This is a genomic window from Streptacidiphilus sp. MAP5-3 (assembly GCF_041262505.1).
GTDB lineage: Bacteria > Actinomycetota > Actinomycetes > Streptomycetales > Streptomycetaceae > Streptacidiphilus.
The window spans coordinates 267,248-285,990 of record NZ_JBGCCL010000003.1; the positions used below are offsets into that span (position 1 = coordinate 267,248).

General features: G+C 72.1%; 15 protein-coding genes, 3 tRNA genes and 1 pseudogene. 17 read left to right on the forward strand and 2 right to left on the reverse strand.

Going from position 1 to position 18,743, the window contains the following annotated elements:
• Positions 1–36: 36 nt before the first annotated feature.
• Positions 37–1,125 (reverse strand): M48 family metallopeptidase, encoded by a 1,089-nt coding sequence (locus ABH928_RS07475; RefSeq protein ID WP_370063391.1) that lies wholly within the window; start codon positions 1,123–1,125, stop codon positions 37–39.
• A gap of 209 nt (positions 1,126–1,334) precedes the next feature.
• Between ABH928_RS07475 and ABH928_RS07480 the strand changes: the two genes are divergently transcribed.
• The 8 genes and pseudogenes from ABH928_RS07480 (at position 1,335) to ABH928_RS07515 (ending at position 5,855) form a co-directional block, all read left to right on the forward strand.
• The gene (locus tag ABH928_RS07480) at positions 1,335–1,478 is read left to right on the forward strand and encodes a hypothetical protein (protein WP_370063392.1); all 144 of its coding nucleotides are present in this window, start codon (positions 1,335–1,337) and stop codon (positions 1,476–1,478) included.
• A 64-nt stretch (positions 1,479–1,542) separates the two neighbouring features.
• Positions 1,543–1,692, forward strand: coding sequence for a hypothetical protein (locus tag ABH928_RS07485; RefSeq protein ID WP_370063393.1), 150 nt, complete (start codon positions 1,543–1,545; stop codon positions 1,690–1,692).
• Between the two features lie 116 nt (positions 1,693–1,808).
• Positions 1,809–2,426, forward strand: a pseudogene (nadD, locus tag ABH928_RS07490) (nicotinate-nucleotide adenylyltransferase); the annotation flags it as partial.
• Between the two features lie 83 nt (positions 2,427–2,509).
• A complete protein-coding gene (locus ABH928_RS07495; RefSeq protein WP_370063394.1) occupies positions 2,510–4,294 on the forward strand; it encodes a LytR C-terminal domain-containing protein in 1,785 nt (594 codons plus the stop codon).
• 179 nt (positions 4,295–4,473) lie between these two features.
• Positions 4,474–4,950, forward strand: a complete 477-nt coding sequence (gene rsfS / locus ABH928_RS07500; protein WP_370063395.1) for a ribosome silencing factor — start codon at positions 4,474–4,476, stop codon at positions 4,948–4,950.
• Positions 4,947–5,594 (forward strand): histidine phosphatase family protein, encoded by a 648-nt coding sequence (locus ABH928_RS07505; protein WP_370063804.1) that lies wholly within the window; start codon positions 4,947–4,949, stop codon positions 5,592–5,594. Before rsfS ends, ABH928_RS07505 begins: the two co-directional genes overlap by 4 nt.
• Before the next feature lie 82 nt (positions 5,595–5,676).
• Positions 5,677–5,749 (forward strand) — tRNA-Ala (locus ABH928_RS07510).
• Between the two features lie 33 nt (positions 5,750–5,782).
• Positions 5,783–5,855, forward strand: a tRNA-Ala gene (locus ABH928_RS07515).
• A 79-nt stretch (positions 5,856–5,934) separates the two neighbouring features.
• Here ABH928_RS07515 and ABH928_RS07520 read toward each other — a convergent pair.
• Complete coding sequence (locus ABH928_RS07520) at positions 5,935–6,801, reverse strand: helix-turn-helix transcriptional regulator (protein WP_370063397.1); 867 nt, start codon at positions 6,799–6,801, stop codon at positions 5,935–5,937.
• 145 nt (positions 6,802–6,946) lie between these two features.
• Here ABH928_RS07520 and ABH928_RS07525 point away from each other — a divergent pair.
• From ABH928_RS07525 to holA, 9 genes are all read left to right on the forward strand, one after another.
• Positions 6,947–7,019: transfer RNA gene (locus ABH928_RS07525), tRNA-Ala, on the forward strand.
• 265 nt (positions 7,020–7,284) lie between these two features.
• Complete coding sequence (locus ABH928_RS07530) at positions 7,285–9,264, forward strand: protease pro-enzyme activation domain-containing protein (protein ID WP_370063399.1); 1,980 nt, start codon at positions 7,285–7,287, stop codon at positions 9,262–9,264.
• A gap of 246 nt (positions 9,265–9,510) precedes the next feature.
• On the forward strand, positions 9,511–12,420 hold the full coding sequence (gene leuS / locus ABH928_RS07535) for a leucine--tRNA ligase (protein WP_370063401.1): 2,910 nt from the start codon (positions 9,511–9,513) through the stop codon (positions 12,418–12,420).
• Between the two features lie 172 nt (positions 12,421–12,592).
• Complete coding sequence (locus tag ABH928_RS07540) at positions 12,593–13,432, forward strand: DegV family protein (protein ID WP_370063403.1); 840 nt, start codon at positions 12,593–12,595, stop codon at positions 13,430–13,432.
• 84 nt (positions 13,433–13,516) lie between these two features.
• A complete protein-coding gene (locus ABH928_RS07545) occupies positions 13,517–13,861 on the forward strand; it encodes a hypothetical protein (protein ID WP_370063405.1) in 345 nt (114 codons plus the stop codon).
• A gap of 118 nt (positions 13,862–13,979) precedes the next feature.
• On the forward strand, positions 13,980–14,906 hold the full coding sequence (locus tag ABH928_RS07550) for a helix-hairpin-helix domain-containing protein (RefSeq protein WP_370063407.1): 927 nt from the start codon (positions 13,980–13,982) through the stop codon (positions 14,904–14,906).
• Entirely contained in the window at positions 14,903–17,350 is a 2,448-nt protein-coding gene (locus ABH928_RS07555; protein ID WP_370063409.1) for a ComEC/Rec2 family competence protein, read from the forward strand. Before ABH928_RS07550 ends, ABH928_RS07555 begins: the two co-directional genes overlap by 4 nt.
• 14 nt (positions 17,351–17,364) lie before the next feature.
• Positions 17,365–17,622, forward strand: coding sequence for a hypothetical protein (locus ABH928_RS07560; protein ID WP_370063411.1), 258 nt, complete (start codon positions 17,365–17,367; stop codon positions 17,620–17,622).
• 67 nt (positions 17,623–17,689) lie between these two features.
• On the forward strand, positions 17,690–18,679 hold the full coding sequence (holA, locus tag ABH928_RS07565) for a DNA polymerase III subunit delta (protein ID WP_370063413.1): 990 nt from the start codon (positions 17,690–17,692) through the stop codon (positions 18,677–18,679).
• Positions 18,680–18,743: the final 64 nt, after the last annotated feature.

Genomic DNA, 18,743 nt, shown 5'->3' on the forward strand with positions numbered 1-18,743 from the left:
CGGAGCAGCTCCGGAGGGCCTCGTTCGTGCGGTGCGTCAGTGCGTGCCGTCGCCGTCCACGGGGGCTTCGCCGTCGCCCTCGGGGCCCGACGCCGGGCCCGAGGTGCGGCCGGCGAAGACGTCCCGCAGCTTGCCGCCCAGGTCGGCGGTGCCGCCCGCGACGTCGCGGATCAGGCCCATCAGCGGGTCCTTGGTGTCCTTGAACGACTGCGCGTAGGAGTCCGCCGCGGCCTTGGCCTGCTCGCGGAAGGAGGCGTCGGAGTCCTCCTCCCGTCGCGGGTAGGCGCCGGCCATGATCGAGCGGTACTCGTCGCCCTCGGCCCACTTCTTGATCTTCGCCACCCGGACGGCCGCGAACGGGTGCTGCTGCGGCAGCACCTGCAGCAGCTTGATCACGCCGTCGCGCAGGTCACCCGCCCGGTCGTACTCCTCGGCCTGCTCCAGGAAGGCGTCGGTGTTCATCTCGTGCAGGTGGTGGCCGCCCGCCAGCTTCATCAGGCCGCGCATCGAGGCCTGCAGGTCCTGGCCCACAAGCAGCCCGGCCCGGTCGCAGGAGAGCTCGGCCTTGCGGAACCACTCGTTGAGCGCGGTGATCAGCGCGCCGATCGCCAGGCCGCCGAGCGGGATGAAGGCGATCCGGGTGGCGATGTTGGTGAGGATGAGCAGCATGGTCCGGTAGACCGCGTGGCCCGACATCGCGTGCGCGACCTCGTGGCCGACCACCGCGCGCATCTCCTCCTCGTCGAGGAGCTCGACGAGCGAGGTGGTCACCACGATCACCGGAGCGTCCATGCCGATGCACATGGCGTTGGGGCGCGGGTCCTGGGTGACGTAGAGGGCCGGGATCTGCTCCAGGTCCAGGATGTAGGCGGCGTCCCGCACCATCTCGTGCAGCTGCGGGAACTGCCGCTCGCTGGCGCGGACGGCGGAGGCCAGGAACATCAGCCGGACCGCGCGCTCGGAGACGAAGCCGCCGAGCTTCTTGAGGATGTCGTCGAAACCGCTCAGCTTGCGCAGGGCCACCAGCGCCGAACGGTCGGCGGGGTGCTCCCAGGCGCGGGTGGAGATGCCGGGGAAGCGCTTGCGGGCGCGGCTCGGCACCTTGCTGTCGTTGGGCTGGGTCATCTGCTGGTTCCTCCCGGCATGACCGCGGACCCCGGTTTCTGCCACCGGCCCCCGCCGTCCTGTGACTCGACTTGTGTTCGCTGCATGTGCGCTGCGGTCACGCTACTGCTCGTCCCCTCACGGGGGAGACGTTCCGGGCCGGTGTCGGGTTCCCGGTCGGCCAGGACTACTCTCGGAGGGCGCCACCACTCCGTTCGAAGGGCTTCCCCATGCACACCAACGACGCGCTGCTCCAGCTCGCCGCCATCTCCAACGGCAGCGGTCCGGGCATGTTCCTGCGGGTGCTCGTGATCGCTGCCATCGTCGGAGTGGTCGTCATGGCGTTCGTGCTGCTGCGCGGCTACCGCGACTGAGCGAAGTGCGTAGCATGAGCATCACCAGCCAGACCTGCCGCCGAGTCAGAAAGTCCGACTTCAGATGACCTCACACGCCACAGCCGCGATCGCCCAGCTCGCCGAGGGCAATGGCATGCACGACTCGCTCCAGCCGTGGTTCACCGGTGGCGGCGCCCTGCTGATCCTGCTGACGCTGCTCTTCATCACCACGCGTTTCAACAAGGACCGCTAGAACCTCGCGCGATCCTGACGGCGTGTTCACCGCGACGGCGGCCCGCCGCAGGGTCGCCGGGCCGGGCCACAGACCCCAGCGTCGTGGCCCGGCGGGATCGCGTAGGGTGGCCGCCTATGAGAGAGCACGCCGAGGCTCCCGCCGGTGCCGTCGAGCCGCTGAAGAAGCGGCTCGGGGTGATGGGCGGCACCTTCGACCCGATCCATCACGGCCACCTCGTCGCCGCAAGTGAGGTGGCGAGCCTGTTCCAGCTGGACGAGGTCGTCTTCGTGCCGACCGGCAGGCCGTGGCAGAAGTCCGGCAGCCCGGTCTCGCCCGCCGAGGACCGCTATCTGATGACGGTCATCGCCACGGCGTCCAACCCGCAGTTCTCGGTCAGCCGGATCGACATCGACCGCAGCGGGCCGACGTACACCATCGACACCCTCCGCGAGCTGCAGGGCGAGCACCCGGACGCGGACCTCTTCTTCATCACCGGCGCGGACGCCCTGGAGCAGATCCTCTCCTGGCGCGACGCCGAGGAACTCTTCGACCTGGCGCACTTCATCGGAGTGACCCGGCCAGGGCACACTTTGACGGACCCCGGTCTGCCCGAGGGCGGCGTGTCACTGGTGGAGGTCCCGGCGCTGGCCATCTCCTCCACCGACTGCCGCGTACGGGTCGCCCGGGGCGAACCGGTCTGGTACCTCGTCCCCGACGGCGTGGTGCGCTACATCGACAAGCGACGCCTCTACGCCGACCTGGTCGACGATCTCGACCAGGAGGACGCAGACACAGTGCCGACCGGGCCGAACAAGGGAACTGGGATAGGGGCGGCGTGACCGGAACCGCAGACCGCAGGGGACCGGGGGACCAGGGCCAGGAGTTCTACGGCGGCGTGCCGCAGCAGAACTCCTACGAGCAGGGGTACCAGGACCCCTACACGGGCGAGTGGGTCTTCCCTTCGCAGCAGCAGCGGCCTGCGCAGGTGCAGTACGGCGCGCAGCAGGGGTACGAGCAGCCGGGACACGGGCAGCAGGGGTACGCGCAGCCGGGCCATGAGCAGTCGGGCCATGAGCAGGGCGGCTACCAGCAGCAGCCCGGCTACAGCCAGGCCTACCAGCAGCAGCCGGGCTACGGGCAGGGCGGCTACGGCGGCGAGCAGAACGGCTACGGCGGCCAGCAGTCCTACCAGGGCCAGGACTACTACCAGGACTACGGTCCCGCCGACACCGGCTCGTTCGCGCCCCCGGTCAGCGCACCGCAGGCGCCGGCGCAGCCGCAGTACACCGCCGAGCAGCAGTACCGGGTCACCGAGCCCGAGCCCCCCGCCGCGCCGACCAGCGCCGGCCCCGCGGCCCCCAAGGCCCCCGGGCCGCTCGACGACAAGTCCTACACCGACGACTCCTTCACCTTCGTCGACGACGAGGAGGAGGACTCCCAGGACGTCATCGACTGGGTCAAGTTCTCCGAGACCCGAGGCGAGCGCCGGGACGAGCGGCGCCGCAAGATGCGCAGCAGGGGAACGGCGCTCCTGGTCGCGCTGGCCCTGATCGCCGTCGGCGGCGTCGGCTACCTCTGGGCCACCGGCAAGATCCTCTCCTCCTCGCCCGGCGCCGTCGCAGCCAGCACGCAGCGCGAGGTCATCGCGGTCCACCTGCACGACCTGAACAAGAACGTCTACAGCGCCCTGCTGGTCTCCGAGCCCAGCTCCGACAAGGGCGTGACCATGCTGCTGCCCGGCACGCTCGGCATCCCGCAGGACTCGTCCAGCACGCTGTTGCCGCTCTCCGCAGCCGTCGACAGCCAGGGCACCGACGCCACCAGGACCGGCATCAACGCGCTGCTCGGCACCGATGTCTCCGGCACCTGGGACGTCTACGAGCCGTTCCTGCAGAACCTGGTCGACCTGGTCGGCGGGGTCCAGGTCCAGAACGACGTCCCCATCACCGTCAACGGCAAGGAGGTCGCCACGCCGGGCCAGAACCTCCTCAACGGCCAGGCGGCCATGACCTACGCCACCTACCAGGGCAAGGGCGAGCCGGCGCAGGCGCAGCTGAACCGCTTCGGCCAGGTGCTGGCCGCGCTGATCAAGGCGATGCCGACCGACCCGACGTCGGCCGCGACGAAGATCGACGAGATGGGCGCGGTCGCCGACCCGTCGTTCTCCGACAGCCAGTTGGGCGCGCTGTTGGCCCGGTTGTCCACGGACGCCCGCTCCGGCTCGTACTCCACCGAGACCCTGCCGGTGCAGGGCAACGGGACGCTCGGCGGCGACGCGGCGTCCATGGTCTCCGGGCTGCTCGCGGGCAAGGTCAAGCAGAACGGCGCGCAGGTCGCAGCCCGGGTACAGATCGTCGACGCCTCGGGGAAGTCCAACGCGCTGACCAACGCCGACGCCGCGGTCACCAACGGAGGCTTCACCCTGGTTCCCGGCGGCGGCAAGCAGTCCGAGCGCAGCAGCTCGGAGATCACCTACACCGACGACTCCCGCCTGAAGGACGCACAGACCCTGGCCAACTACCTGGGTCTGTCCACTACGGCGATCAAGAAGGTCTCCCCCGGCAGCCAGTCGGTCGACCTGCTGGTGGTGCTGGGCCACGACTTCAAGGTCGGCAGTTAGCCGATGTTCGAAGTCGGCATGGTCGGCGACTGAGCCGACGGGCCTGCCCACGGTCGCGTGGATGCCCGCGAAGGTGCTGCTCCTCCCGGTGGGGACCGGGGTGTGAGCCAACGCCTTCGCGGGCTGTCCGCGGTTCGTGAGATCCTGGACAGATCGTGTCCCCTAGCGGAGAGATCCTTGTGACCGCAACTGACCGGGCCCTCGAACTCGTCGAGGCAGCCGCCCAGGCCGCCGCCGACAAGCTGGCCCACAACATCATCGCCTTCGACGTCAGTGAGGTCCTCGCCATCACCGACGCCTTCGTCCTCGCCTCCGCGCCCAACGACCGCCAGGTCAAGGCCATCGCGGACGAGATCGAGGAGAAGCTGGCCAAGGACCACCAGGCCAAGCCCGTCCGCCGCGAGGGCGAGCGGGAGGGTCGTTGGATCCTGCTCGACTACCTGGACATCGTCGTCCACGTCCAGCACTCCGAGGAGCGCGCCTACTACAGCCTGGAGCGGCTCTGGAAGGACTGCCCCGAGCTGGAGCTGCCGGAGGACGCCAAGGCCAGCCGCAAGCGCGCCGAGGAGTCGGACGAGGCCCCGGTCGAGCAGCCGAGTGAGTTCGCCCACGTCGAGGCGGTGCTCGCCGCCGAGGCAGCGAAGGTCCGGCGCTGAGCGGCCGGAACGGCGGACGCCGTGTCGTCTTCTGGCGGCACGGCCAGACGTCGTGGAACCTCGAAGGTCGTTTCCAGGGCAGCACCGACATCCCGCTGACGGAGACCGGTCTGGCCCAGGCGCGCCGTGCCGCGCGCCTGCTGGCCGCGCTGAACCCGGACGCGATCGTCTCCTCCGACCTCCAGCGGGCCGCCGCGACGGCGCAGCAGCTGGCGGAGGTCACCGGCCTGGGGGTCAAGCACGACCCCGGCCTGCGGGAGACCTTCGCGGGCACCTGGCAGGGCCTGACCAACGAGGAGATCCGGGCGCAGTACGCCGAGGAGTACCGGCTCTGGAAGCAGGGCGAGCCGGTCCGCCGCGGTGGCGGCGAGCTCCACACGGAGGTCGCCGACCGTGCGGTCCCGGTGGTCGCCGACGCGGTCGAGGGGCTGCCGGACGGCGGCACGCTCGTCGTGGTCAGCCACGGCGGCACGATCCGGATGGCCATCGGCCGCATGATCGGCCTGGAGCCGAGCAGTTGGGAGGCGCTGGGCGGCCTCTCCAACTGCTGCTGGTCGGTGCTGGGCCGCGGCTACCGCGGCTGGCGCCTGGAGGAGCACAACGCGGGGACTCTCCCGGAGCCGGTCATCGGCGACGACACCTGAGAGCTTCCGCAGGTCGCGGGCGGGGTCGGATTTCACAGTTCGGCCCCACAACCGCTAAAGTCTTCTTCGTTCGCAGGAACGCGGGGCTATAGCTCAGTTGGTAGAGCGCTTGCATGGCATGCAAGAGGTCTGGGGTTCAATTCCCCATAGCTCCACGCAAAACAATTGCACATCGTCGGTACCCTCACGGGGCTATAGCTCAGTTGGTAGAGCGCCTGCATGGCATGCAGGAGGTCTGGGGTTCAATTCCCCATAGCTCCACAGCGAATGAACCGCCTCCGGCTCCCGCCGGGGGCGGTTCTGCGTTCGGCGGGTGCGGTCGTCCAGTGGGCGCTGTCGTTCAGTGGGTGTGGTCCACCCTCGCCAGGCCGGGGTGGGACTGGAGGAAGGTGATCCGCTCCTGCGTCTCTGCGTCGTTGGGCGTGTAGACGACCATCCGGGCCGTGGGCATGCCGAGCACCTGCATGCTGGTCGCGGTCATCCGGAGTTCGCCCACGGCGTGGTGCCGGAATATCTTCAGCCGCGACGACTGCAGCGCGACGTCCTGCTGCGCCCAGAGCCGCGCGAAATCCGCGCTGGCGGCGGTGAGGTCGGCGATGAACCGCTCCCACTCCGGCTCGCCCACGTGCTCGCCGTAGGCGGACCGCAGTACCGCGATCATGCGCGGCAGCTCCTCGTCGCGGTTGACGAAGACGCTGCAGCACTCCGGGACCACGGCGGCGGCCCAGAGCGCGTTGCGGCGGTAGGCGTCGGTCAGCGTCGCGCCCGGGAAGATCGCCTCGTAGCCCGCGTTCCAGCGCAGGATGTCGTAGCGGGCGCTGCTGATCGCCGCGGGCAGCGGGTCCAGCGCGTCCAGGATCGCCTGCACCTGGGGCTGCGTGGCGCACTCGTCCGAGTCCGGCACGTCCGGGCGCAGGCCGGCCAGCCGGAAGAGGTGGGCCTGCTCGGCCAGGTCCAGCTGGAGGGTGCGCGCGATGGCCGCCAGCACCTGCTCGCTGGCGTTGATCGGCCGCCCCTGCTCCAGCCACGTGTACCAGGTCACCCCGACCCCGGCGAGCTGCGCCACCTCCTCGCGCCGCAGACCCGGCGTCCGCCGCCGCGCCTGCGGCCCGGGAGCCATCCCGACCTGCTCGGGCGTCACCCGCGCCCGTCGGGCCTTGAGGAACTCGGCGAGCTGCGCGCGGCGATCGACTGAGACGGTCGTCATGCCCTCCATCCTGCCGGACCCCACTGACAGCGGCGGATCTGACCACGACGGAGCTGACGGCGGCGGCTCCCTCGCGCCCGAAACGGATTGGTGGGCGGTGTCTGCGAACGTGTACAGTAGGCGCATCGCCGGGAGGCGGAAACGCGGGGCTATAGCTCAGTTGGTAGAGCGCTTGCATGGCATGCAAGAGGTCTGGGGTTCAATTCCCCATAGCTCCACAAGACGAGATCGAAGGGCCGGTATCCGATACGGATGTCGGCCCTTCGGCATGTGTGCCGGCATGCGTCCCGATGCGCGTGCGGGCAGGCCTGCGGGAGCGTCCGTGCAGACAGGCCGACAAGTAGCACGAACTGATGAATAATCAGTCGATCATCGGCGCGATCAGCCGCAGCGCTGCAGCGACCCCCCTCACAAAGCGCATCCTCCAGTCGATCGCATGTCCGCACCGGGTCGGACCTGCACGACAAGAGAGGTGTTCGTCCCATGCGACGTGTAAGGCTCCTGGCGGTCACGGCCGCCCTGGTGTGCGCGGGCGTCACGGCCGCTGCCGCGCTTCCCGCGGGCGCCGCCGCGGACTCGTCCCGCCCGGAGCGGATTCCGCTGCCCGGCTCCGCCCCCGCCTGGACCGCGGCGCAGGCTCACGACGAGGGCCGGGTCCCCGCCTCCTCCGCGGTCACCGTCCGCGTCTACCTCGCCGATCGCGACAGTGCCGGGCTGGCGGCCCGCGCCCGCGCCGTCTCCGATCCCCGATCGCACATGTACGCGCACTATCTGACGCCGCAACAGATCCAGCAGCGGTACGCGCCGACCCAGGCCCAGCGCGACGCGGTCGGCGCCTGGCTCACCGGCGCGGGCTTCCGCGTCGTCGCGACCGACGCCCACTACGTGACGGTCCACGGCGACGCGGGCTCCGCGCTCCGCGCCTTCGGCGCCCGGCTGCACGCCTATCGCAAGCACGGCCACGTCTGGACCGCTCCCGACGGGCCGGCCAGCGTCCCCGCCATCGTCGCGGGCGACGTCCTGGCCGTCACCGGTCTGGACACCTCCCCGCACGAGGTCCGGCACGGCCGCCGCGACACCCTCCCCGGCCCGGCCACCGCGTTCGTCAACGCCCCGCCGACGTCCGCCTACTACGGGCAGAACCCGGCGAGCAGCACCCCCAAGGCGTACGGGCGCACCATGCCGTACGTGGTCAAGGGCTACACCGGCGCCCAGTTGCGCAGTGCCTACGGCGCCACGGCGAGCGGCCTGACCGGCGCGGGCGTCCGGGTCGCGGTGGTCGACGCCTACGACTCCCCGACGCTGCTCTCCGACGCCGCGCGGTACGCCTCCGCGCACGGCGACGCCGCGTACACCGCGGGCCAGCTGGTCCGCGACGACGCGCCGACCTGGACCAACACCGAGCCCAACACCCCGAAGACGCCCGACGGCTGCGGTGCCTCCGGCTGGTACGGCGAGCAGACGCTCGACGTCGAGGCCCTGCACGCGATGGCTCCCGCCGCCGGCGTCACCTATGTCGGCGCGGCCTCCTGCCAGGACAATGACCTGGTCGACGCGTTGAACAAGATCGTCGACAGCAAGCTGGCGACCATCGTCAGCGACTCCTGGGGCGAGCCGGAGAACGCCAGCGACCCCTCCCAGGACCCCGTCTACGACCAGATCTTCGAGACCGGCGCCAACGAGGGCGTCGGCTTCTACTTCTCCAGCGGCGACAACGGCGACGAGCAGGCCGCGACCGGCACCAAGCAGACGGACGTCCCCGCATCGCTCCCGTGGGTCACCGCCGTCGGCGGGACCTCGCTCGCTGTCGGCGCCAACGGCCAGTACGAGTTCGAGACCGGCTGGGGCACCGACAAGGCGCTGCTCTCCGCGTCCGGCAAGACCTGGGCGAGCCTGCCCGGCGCGTTCCTCTCCGGCGGCGGCGGCGGGGTCAGCGCCCGTACGGCCGAGCCGAGTTGGCAACAGGGTGTGGTCCCGTCGACCCTGGCCGGCGGCCACCGCACCGTCCCCGACGTCGCGGCGGACGCCGACCCCAACACCGGCTTCGTGGTCGGCCAGACCCAGACCTTCCCCAACAACACGACCGCCTACAGCGAGTACCGCATCGGCGGCACGAGCCTGGCCGCCCCGCTGTTCGCGGGCATGCAGGCCCTCGCCGAGCAGGCCGCCGGCCGCCCGCTCGGTTTCGCCGACCCGGCGATCTACCAGCGGTACGGCACGCAGGCGCTGCACGACGTTACCGACACCCCGTACGGCAAGAACGTCCAGCTGGCGGATGTCCGCGTCGACTACCGCAACAGCGTCGACGCGATGGACGGCACGGTGACGTCGCTGCGTGCGCTGGGCCACGACTCGTCGCTCCACGCGACGGCGGGCTACGACGAGGTCACCGGCGTCGGCTCCCCGTCGCAGGACTACTTGGCATCCTTCGGCGCGAGCAAGGGCGTTCCCGCGGCGAGGTAGCCGCACGTCGTTTGGGGGCGTGAGGCCCGCGCAGTTCCCCGCGCCCCCAAACTGTGCAACTGACCGCCCTGCTACCCTTGCGCCATGCGAACCGCGCGCCTGCTCCTTAGCCGGCCGCGCTGACAAGGACCGGCCAGGAAGAAGAGACGGCCGGAGTCAGCGTGGCGACCCCTCCTGGACGAGGGGTTTTTTCGTTTTCCGGCTAAATCCTTCTTTCCGAGCTGGCACCCCTGGAGTCTGAGGACGATGAGCGAGAGCACCCCCGAGGCGGCAGCCGCCGCTCCGTACCGGTACACCCACGCCCTGGCGGCGCAGATCGAGGCCCGCTGGCAGGACCGCTGGGAGAAGGACGGCGTCTTCGCCGCCCCGAACCCGGTCGGACCGCTGGCCGAGGCCGCCGGCCACGACACCGCCGAGCGTCCGCACGCGTTCATCATGGACATGTTCCCGTACCCCTCGGGCGCCGGTCTGCACGTCGGTCACCCGCTGGGGTACATCGCCACCGACGTCTACGCCCGCCACCTGCGGATGACCGGTCACAACGTGCTGCACACCATGGGCTTCGACGCCTTCGGCCTGCCGGCCGAGCAGTACGCGGTGCAGACCGGCACCCACCCGCGGGTGACCACCGAGGCCAACATCGCCAAGTACCGGGAGCAGCTGCGCAGCCTGGGTCTGGGCCACGACCTGCGGCGCTCGATCTCCACGATCGACCCGTCGTACTACAAGTGGACCCAGTGGATCTTCCTGCAGATCTTCAACTCCTGGTACGACCCCGAGGCCGCTTCGGCGCGCCCGATCAGCGAGCTGGTCGAGCTGTTCGCCTCCGGCGCCAAGGCCACCCCGGACGGCCGCGCGTGGTCCGCGCTGACCCCGGCCGAGCGGGACGAGGTGCTGAGCGAGTACCGCCTGGCCTTCGTCAAGCAGGCCCCGGTCAACTGGTGCCCGGGCCTGGGCACCGTGCTGGCCAACGAGGAGGTCACCGCCGACGGCCGCTCCGAGCGCGGCAACTTCCCCGTCTTCAAGGCCAACCTGCGCCAGTGGATGATGCGGATCACCGCTTACGCGGACCGTCTGATCGACGACCTGGACCTGCTGGACTGGCCCGAGGCCATCAAGCTGCAGCAGCGCAACTGGATCGGCCGCTCCGAGGGCGCCAAGGTCGACTTCACGGTCCACCGGACCGCCGGGGCCGACGGCGCAGCGGACGGCGAGGCGGCGATCACCGTCTTCACCACCCGTCCTGACACCCTGTTCGGCGCCACCTACATGGTGCTGGCGCCCGAGCACGAGCTGGTCGAGTCGATCATGCCGGCCGCGTGGCCGACGCAGCCGTCGGGGAACCTGCCGACCGAGTGGACCGGCGGCTTCGCCACACCCGCCGAGGCCGTCGCCGCCTACCGCCGTACCGCCGCCGCCAAGTCCGACATCGAGCGCCAGGCCGACGCCAAGGTCAAGACCGGTGTCTTCACCGGCGCCTACGCGGTCAACCCGGTCAGCGGCGAGCAGGTGCCGGTCTTCATCGCCGACTACGTGCTGATGGGCTACGGCACCGGCGCCATCATGGCCGTCCCGGCGCACGACAGCCGCGACTTCGCCTTCGCCCGCGCGTTCCGGCTGCCGATGCGCTGCGTCGTCCAGCCGAGCGACGAGCGCGGCACCGACCCGTCGACGTGGGACGACTCGTTCGACTCCTACGACGCCGCCATCGTCAACTCCAAGAACGACTTCGTCTCGCTGGACGGCCTGGGCGTCGTAGACGCCAAGAAGGCCGTCACCGAGTGGCTGGACTCCCAGGGCATCGGCGAAAGCACCGTCAACTTCAAGCTGCGCGACTGGCTGTTCAGCCGTCAGCGCTACTGGGGCGAGCCGTTCCCGATCGTCTACGACGAGGACGGCGTCGCGCACTCGCTGCCGCAGTCGATGCTGCCGGTCGAGCTGCCCGAGATCGAGGACTACTCGCCGCGCACCTTCGACCCGGACGACGCCGACACCCGGCCGGAGACGCCGCTGTCGCGCGCCGAGGAGTGGGTCAACGTCACCCTGGACCTGGGCGACGGGCCGAAGCAGTACCGCCGCGAGACCAACACCATGCCCAACTGGGCCGGTTCGTGCTGGTACGAGCTGCGCTACGTGGACCCGGAGGACGACACCGAGGTCGTCAACCCGGTCAACGAGTCCTACTGGATGGGCCCGACCGAGGCCAAGCAGGCCGGCGGCGTCGACCTGTACGTCGGCGGCGCCGAGCACGCCGTGCTGCACCTGCTGTACGCGCGCTTCTGGCACAAGGTGCTGTTCGACCTGGGCCACGTCAGCTCCTGCGAGCCGTTCCACAAGCTGTTCAACCAGGGCATGATCCAGGCCTACGTCTACCGCGACGAGCGCGGCTTCCCGGTCCCGGCCGCCGAGGTCGAGGAGCGGGACGGCGTCTGGTACTTCGAGGACAAGCCGGTCAGCCGCGAGATCGGCAAGATCGGCAAGTCGCTGAAGAACGTCGTCGCGCCGGAGGAGGTCACCTCCGAGTACAGCGTCGACACGCTGCGCCTGTACGAGATGGCGATGGGCCCGCTGGACGTCTCCCGTCCCTGGGACACCCGCGCCGTGGTCGGCTCGTTCCGCTTCCTGCAGCGTCTGTGGCGCACCGTGGTCGACGAGGAGACCGGCGCGGTCGTCGTCACCGACGAGACTCCGGATGAGGAGACACTGCGCGCGCTGAACAAGGCGATCGACGGCGTCCGCACCGACATGGCCAACCTGCGCTTCAACACGGCGGTCGCCAAGGCCACCGAGCTGAACAACTTCCTGGTCAAGCGCGGCTCGACGCCGCGTGCCGTGGCCGAGCAGGCGGTGCTGCTGGTCGCCCCGCTGGCCCCGCACATCGCCGAGGAGCTGTGGGAGAAGCTGGGCCACGAGGACTCGCTGGTCCACGCCCAGCTGCCCGAGGCCGACGCGGCGTACCTGGTCGAGGACTCGGTGACCTGCGTCGTCCAGGTCAAGGGCAAGGTCAAGGCCCGCCTGGAGGTCCCGCCGGCGATCGGCGACGCCGAGCTGGAGGCGCTGGCGCTGGCCGACCCGGCCGTCGTCGCGGCCCTGGGCGGCGCGGAGGTGCGCAAGGTGATCGTCCGCGCGCCGAAGCTGGTCAACATCGTCATCTGAGTCGTCCGGCTCGCTCTCCCGTCCGGCTCGCTCGTCGGTCCGGCTCGAATTCTCGGCCGGTTCGATCTCGTGTCCGGCCGTCGCAAGCCGGTCGGAGAAAACGATAAATATCCCTCCGGAAGGGGCAGGTTCGCCTGTCCCTTCCGGTCCATCGGCGGGTAACCTCCAGGCCATGTCCCTCGCGATCCTCACCGACTCCACGGCGTACCTTCCGGCCGACGCGGTGGACCGCTACGGGATCTCCGTCGTCCCGCTCAGCGTGGTGATCGGCGACCGGGTCCTGGCGGAGGGCACCGAGGTCTCGCCCGGCGAGGTCGCCGCCGCGCTGCGCGCCAAGGGACCGGTCACCACCTCGCGTCCCAACCCCGAGGAGTTCGCGGCGGCCTACCGCGCGGCGGCCGAACGCGGCGCGACGGAGATCGTCTCACTGCACCTGTCGGCGGAGTTCTCCGGCACCTACGAGGCGGCCCTGCTGGCCGCGGAAGACGCCCCGCTGCCGGTACGCGTGGTGGACACGCGGATGGTCGCCATGGCGCTCGGCTTCTGCGTCCTCGCGGCGGCCGAGGTCGCCCGCTCCGGCGGCACCGCCGACCAGGCGGTCGAGGCCGCGTCCACCCGTGCCAAGGGCACGGCGGGCTTCTTCTACGTGGACACCCTGGAGTACCTGCGGCGCGGCGGCCGGATCGGCGCGGCCCGCGCGATGCTGGGCTCCGCCCTCGCCGTCAAGCCGCTGCTGCACCTGGCCGACGGCCGGATCCAGCCGCTGGAGAAGGTCCGCACGGCGGGCCGCGCCATCGCCCGCCTGGAGGAGCTCGCCGTCGCCCACGCGGGCGCCGCCGAGGTCGATCTGGCGGTCCATCACCTCGCCGCCCCCGAGCGTGCCGAGGCGCTCGCCGAACGGCTGCGCGAGCAGATCCCGCACCTCGGCGAGCTGACGGTCTCGGAGGTCGGCGCGGTCATCGGCGCGCACGTCGGCCCGGGGCTGCTCGCGGTGGTCGTCTCCCCGCGCTGAGCCGCTTCGCGCGCTGCGCGTCCCGCCGTGCGCATCGTGCGGCACAGGAGTGGGCAACCTCCTCGCAGGAGGAGGGAGGAACCCATGGCCTTCGCCTGCCCCCGGTGCGGTCTCCCCGGACAGGTCTTCAAACTGGACGCCTTCTGGCGGTCGCTGGCGCAGGACGCCGAACTCAAGGCCGCCCTCGCGCCGCCGCCGACCCGTGCGGTCGGCTACGCTGGTCCGGCTGCGGTCGCCGTGCTGGGCGTGTTCGCCTTCGCCTCGGGGAACACGGTGCTCGGGATGCTGCTCCTGCTCACCGGCGCGGTGGTCGGCTTCGTCGTGTCCCGTGCGGTGGACGGCGCGAGGCGGATCCGCGCCGACTGGGAGCGGCAGCTCTACTGCCGCCACTGCGCCTGCCAGTTCCTGCCGGAGGACGCCGCGTTGTAGTTGTTCTCCCCTGGCTCCTCACTCCTGCGGGTGAGCGGGTTTTCCACAGGGCCGGGTTGTCCACAGGCCGTCAGTTCACTTGCCCGGTACGGGGGTCGCGGCTCCTAACGTCTGCGGCATGCGAACCCTGCTCACCCCCGCCGCCCGGGCCCGTCGCGAGGAGACGGCCGCGCTGGTCCGCCACCGCGTCGACACCCTCTTCGGCCCGCAGCAGCCGCTCCCGTCCGTCAGCCCGCCCATCGACCAGCCGTCCCTCGCCCAGCCGTCCCTGGGCCCGGCGACCTCGGATCCTCCCCACTCGCCGTCACCACCCCACTCGCCCACCTCACCGCATGCGCCCACCTCACCGCGCGTTCGTCTCTCCTTCGGGCTCGCGCTCAAGGAGCGCTGGGATCTGGACCGGCGCGCCGTCATCGGCTTGGCCGTGCTGCTGGTCCTGGCGCTCGGGTACGGCGTGCAGCACTTCTGGGCCGGGCGGCCGGAGCCGGTCGCCGTGCCTGCCCCGGCTGTGGAGGGGGCGGCCGTGGCGGTGGCGCCGACCTCGACGAGCTCGCCGGCGGCGGGAGCGCCCGTGCCGCCGGCGCAGCCCGGGCCGCCCGGATCGCCCGCGCCGTCGACGACGGCCATCGCCGAGCTGGTCGTCGACGTCTCCGGCAAGGTCCGCGCGCCGGGCCTGCGGACGCTGCCGCCGGGCTCACGGGTCCAGGACGCGATCAACGCGGCGGGAGGCCCGCTCCCCGGCACCGATCTGACGGGGCTGAACCTCGCCCGCAAGGTCAACGACGGCGAGGAGATCATCGTCGGCCCGGGCGCTCCGGCCGGTCAGGGCGGGCCCGGAGCGTCGCGCGCCTCCGGGCCGCTCAGTCTCAACGCGGCCACCGGGGCCCAGCTCGATGCGCTGCCCGGGGTCGGCCCGGTGCTGGCCGGGCGCATCATCCAGTTCCGGGAGCAGCACGGCGGTTTCCAGTCCGTCGACCAGCTCCGCCAGGTCCCCGGCTTTGGCGAGCGCCGACTCGAGGACCTCCGTTCCCAGCTCCGCCCATGAGCGGCAAAGCTGTGAGCGGCAGGGCCACGCGCGGCAAGGCCACCCGCGCGACGGCGAAGGCCGAGCCGCCGCCGCTGGACCTGCGGCTCACCGGGCCCGCTGCCGTCGTCTGGGCGGTGACCGCCCTGCTGCTCTGTCTCCACGGCTCCCACACCGACGCGATGTTCGTCGCCGCGGGTGCGTTCGCCGTCGGCGCGGCCCTGCTGCTGCGACGGGCGCGTTGGCGCTCCGTCGGCGCGCTGCTGCTCAGCGCCGCCGCCGCGTGCTTCAGTACCGGCCTCGCCGGGGTGGCGCTGCACCGGGGCCCGGTCGCGGAGTTGGCCAGGACCGGACGCCCCGCCGAGGTGCGGCTGTTGGTCAACACCGACCCGCACACCCGCGACGCCGACGGCTCCACCGCGCTGCGGGCGGCCGTGGTCCGCGTCGGCGGGACGGCCACCCGCTCGCCCGTCGCCGTGGTGGTGCGCGGCCAGGCCGCCCGCGCCTGGCTCGGGCTGCTGCCGTCCACCGAGGTCGTCGTCACCGCCCGTGCCCGGCCGCCCGGTCCGAACGCCACACCGGACCTGGTCGCCACCCTGCTGACGACCGATCAGCCCCGCGTGCTCGGCCCGCCCAACGTCGTCGAGCGCGCCGCCGGATCACTCCGCGCCGGACTGCGTCGCGCCGTCGCGCCGCTCGACCCGGACGAACGGGCGCTGCTTCCGGGCCTGGTCGACGGCGACGCCAGCGCCATGACCGCCGACCTGGACGACGTCTTCTCCGCCACCGACCTCAGCCATCTGGTGGCCGTCAGCGGATCCAACCTGTCGATCCTGATGGTGCTGCTGATCGGACGCGCCTCCCGCGCCCGGACCCCGGAGCGTGGTGGCCTCGCCGCCCGGCTCGGCCTGCGGTTGCGCGTCGGCGCGGTCGGCGGCGTGCTGCTCATCGGCGGCTTCGTCGTCCTCAGCCGCCCGGAGCCGTCCGTGCTGCGGGCCTCCGCCACCTGCCTGGTGATGCTGCTGGGCCTCGCCACCGGCCGCCGGGCCGCGCCGCTGCCCGCCCTCTCCGGCGCGACGCTGCTGCTGATCCTCGCGGATCCGGCGCTGGCGCACTCCTACGGCTTCGCCCTGTCCGCCCTGGCCACGGCCGGGCTGATCACCGTCGGCCCGCGCTGGACGGCTGCGCTCCACCGGCACGGCATGCCCGAGCGGTTCGCCGAGCCCCTCGGCGCCGCGGCCGCGGCCCAGGCCTGGGTCGGTCCGCTGCTGGTGCTGCGCGCGGCACGGATCAGCCTGGTCGCCATCCCCTGCAACCTGCTGGCCGAGCTCTGCGTCGCCCCTGCCACCGTGCTGGGCTTCGCCGCCCTCGCGGCAGCCCCCGTCTCGCTCACCCTCGCCCAGTGGATCGCCAGGCTCGCGGCGCTTCCCGTCGCCGCACTCATCGCGCTGGCCCGGTTCGGGGCCTCGCTGCCCGGCGCGGAGATCGCCTGGCCCGGCGGCTGGTGGGGCGCGCTGCTGCTCGTGGCCGTCACCTGCGCGCTGGTCGCCGCCGCGACCGTGCTGCGTCATCCGGTGGTCGCCGGCGTGCTCGCGTTGGCCCTGGTGCTCGCCCTGCTCCGGCCCGCGCCGCTGACCCGCTTCGCCACCGGCTGGCCGCCGGAGGGCTGGCGGCTGGTCGCCTGTGACGTCGGCCAGGGGGACGCACTCGTCCTGTCGTCGGGGGACGAGCCGTCCACGGCGCTGCTGGTCGACGCCGGTCCCGATCCCCACGCCGTCGATGCCTGCCTGCGCACCCTCGGCGTGACCACCCTCGCCCTGGTGATCCTGACGCACGATCACGCGGACCACGTCGAGGGCCTGCCTGGCGTGCTGCGGGACCGCCACGTCGGCGCGATCGAGACCACCACGGTCGACGACCCGCCCGCCGAGTACGCCCGCGTCCGCCGCTGGGCGGCGGCCGACGGCGTCCCGGTGCTGCGCGCCTCGCGCGGGGAGAACCGGAGCATGGGGCGGCTCCGCTGGCAGGTCCTCTGGCCCGACGCCGCCCGGCTTCCGCCGCACGGGCCCAACAACGCCTCCGTCGCCCTCCTGGTCACCCTCGCGCTCGGCGACCCCGGCTCCCACCTGCCGCCGCTGCGCATCGCCCTCCTCGGCGACCTCGAACCTCCCGCCCAGCAGCGCCTGCTCGCGGACCTGCCCGCCTACCCGCAACTGCGCGACGTCGACGTGCTGAAGGTCGCCCACCACGGCTCCGCCAAGCAGGACCCGGCGCTCCTCGCGGCCCTCCACCCGCGCCTCGCCCTGATCTCCGTCGGCGCCGATAACACCTACGGTCACCCGGCGCCGAGCACCCTCCAGCTGCTCCACGCCTTCGGCGCGACCGTGCTGCGCACCGACGTCTCCGGCGACCTCGCCGTCCTCGACTCCTCCGGCCACCTCGCGGTCGCTGTGCGGAAGGAGTAGACGCGTGCCGGAGAATGAGTCCTGTGAACTCGAATGACCACTACGTGCTGGTGCTGCCCGACCGCGACGTCGCCGGGGAGCTCGCGCAGAAGCTCGCCGCCGAGTACCCCGGCCTGCCCGAGCCGGAGCTGCACCGCGACGCGCTGGCAGGTGAGGACGACGCCGAGGACGCGCAGTGGCTGGTCGTGCTGGAGGCGCCGCTCCCCTCCGGGCTGACCCCGGCCGCGCTCGACGCCCTCGCCGCCGACCACGACGGCTGGCTGGAGAGCTGAACCCAGCGGGTGGACCGAACCCCGTCCGGGGCCGGACTGTCGGTGGCCCCGGATAGGGTGGGGTGCGATGGCCAGGAAACCCACCGAAGACCTGCTCTCCCCGCTGACGCTGATCGTCGGTCAGGAGGAGCTGTTGCTCGACCGCGCCGTGGCGGAGATCGTCGCCGCCGCGCGGGCCGCCGACGCGGACACCGACGTGCGGGATCTCGTGCCCGGCACACTGCAGCCCGGCATGCTGAGCGAGCTGACCAGCCCGTCGCTCTTCTCGGAGCGCAAGGTCATCGCGGTCCGCGCCGCCCAGGACGTCGGCGCCGACGTGGTCAAGGAGATCAAGGCCTACATCGACGACCCGGCCCCCGACGTCATGCTGGTGCTGGTCCACGCGGGCGGCGCCAAGGGCAAGGGACTGCTCGACGCGGGCAAGAAGGCCGGGGCTCGCGAGGTGGCCTGCCCCAAGCTGACCAAGCCCACCGACAAGCTCGCCTTCGTCCGCGCCGAGTTCCGTGCCTCGGGCCGCTCCGCCAGCGAGGACGCCTGCCGAGCCCTGCTCGACGCCGTCGGCGGTGACCTGCGCGAGCTGGCCTCGGCCTGCAGCCAGCTGGCCGCAGACACCGAGGGCACCATCGACGAGACCGTCGTCGCCCGCTACTACACCGGCCGCGCCGAGTCGACCGGCTTCCAGGTCGCCGACCTGGCCGTCGCCGGACGCACCGCCGACGCGCTGGGCCAGCTCCGCTGGGCGCTGGCGGTGGGGGAGAAGCCCACCGGCATCGTCTTCGCGCTCGCCTCCGGCGTCCGGGCCATCGGCCGCGTGGCCACCGCCGACCGCTCGCTGCGCCCGGCCGACCTCGCCCGCGAGCTCGGCATGCCGCCGTGGAAGGTCGACCGGGTCCGCCAGCAGGTCCGTGGCTGGACCGGCGACGGGGTCGCCGCCGCGCTGCGCGCCATCGCCGAGGCGGACGCCGCCGTCAAGGGCGGCTCCGGCGACCCGGCGTACGCACTGGAGCAGTGCGTCGTCGCCGTCTCCCGCGCCGCCCGCTCCACGCAGAGCCGGTAGCCGCGTCGGTAGGGGCGCCCGGACGGAAAACCAGAAGGGCCCCGTGATCCGAGTGGATCACGGG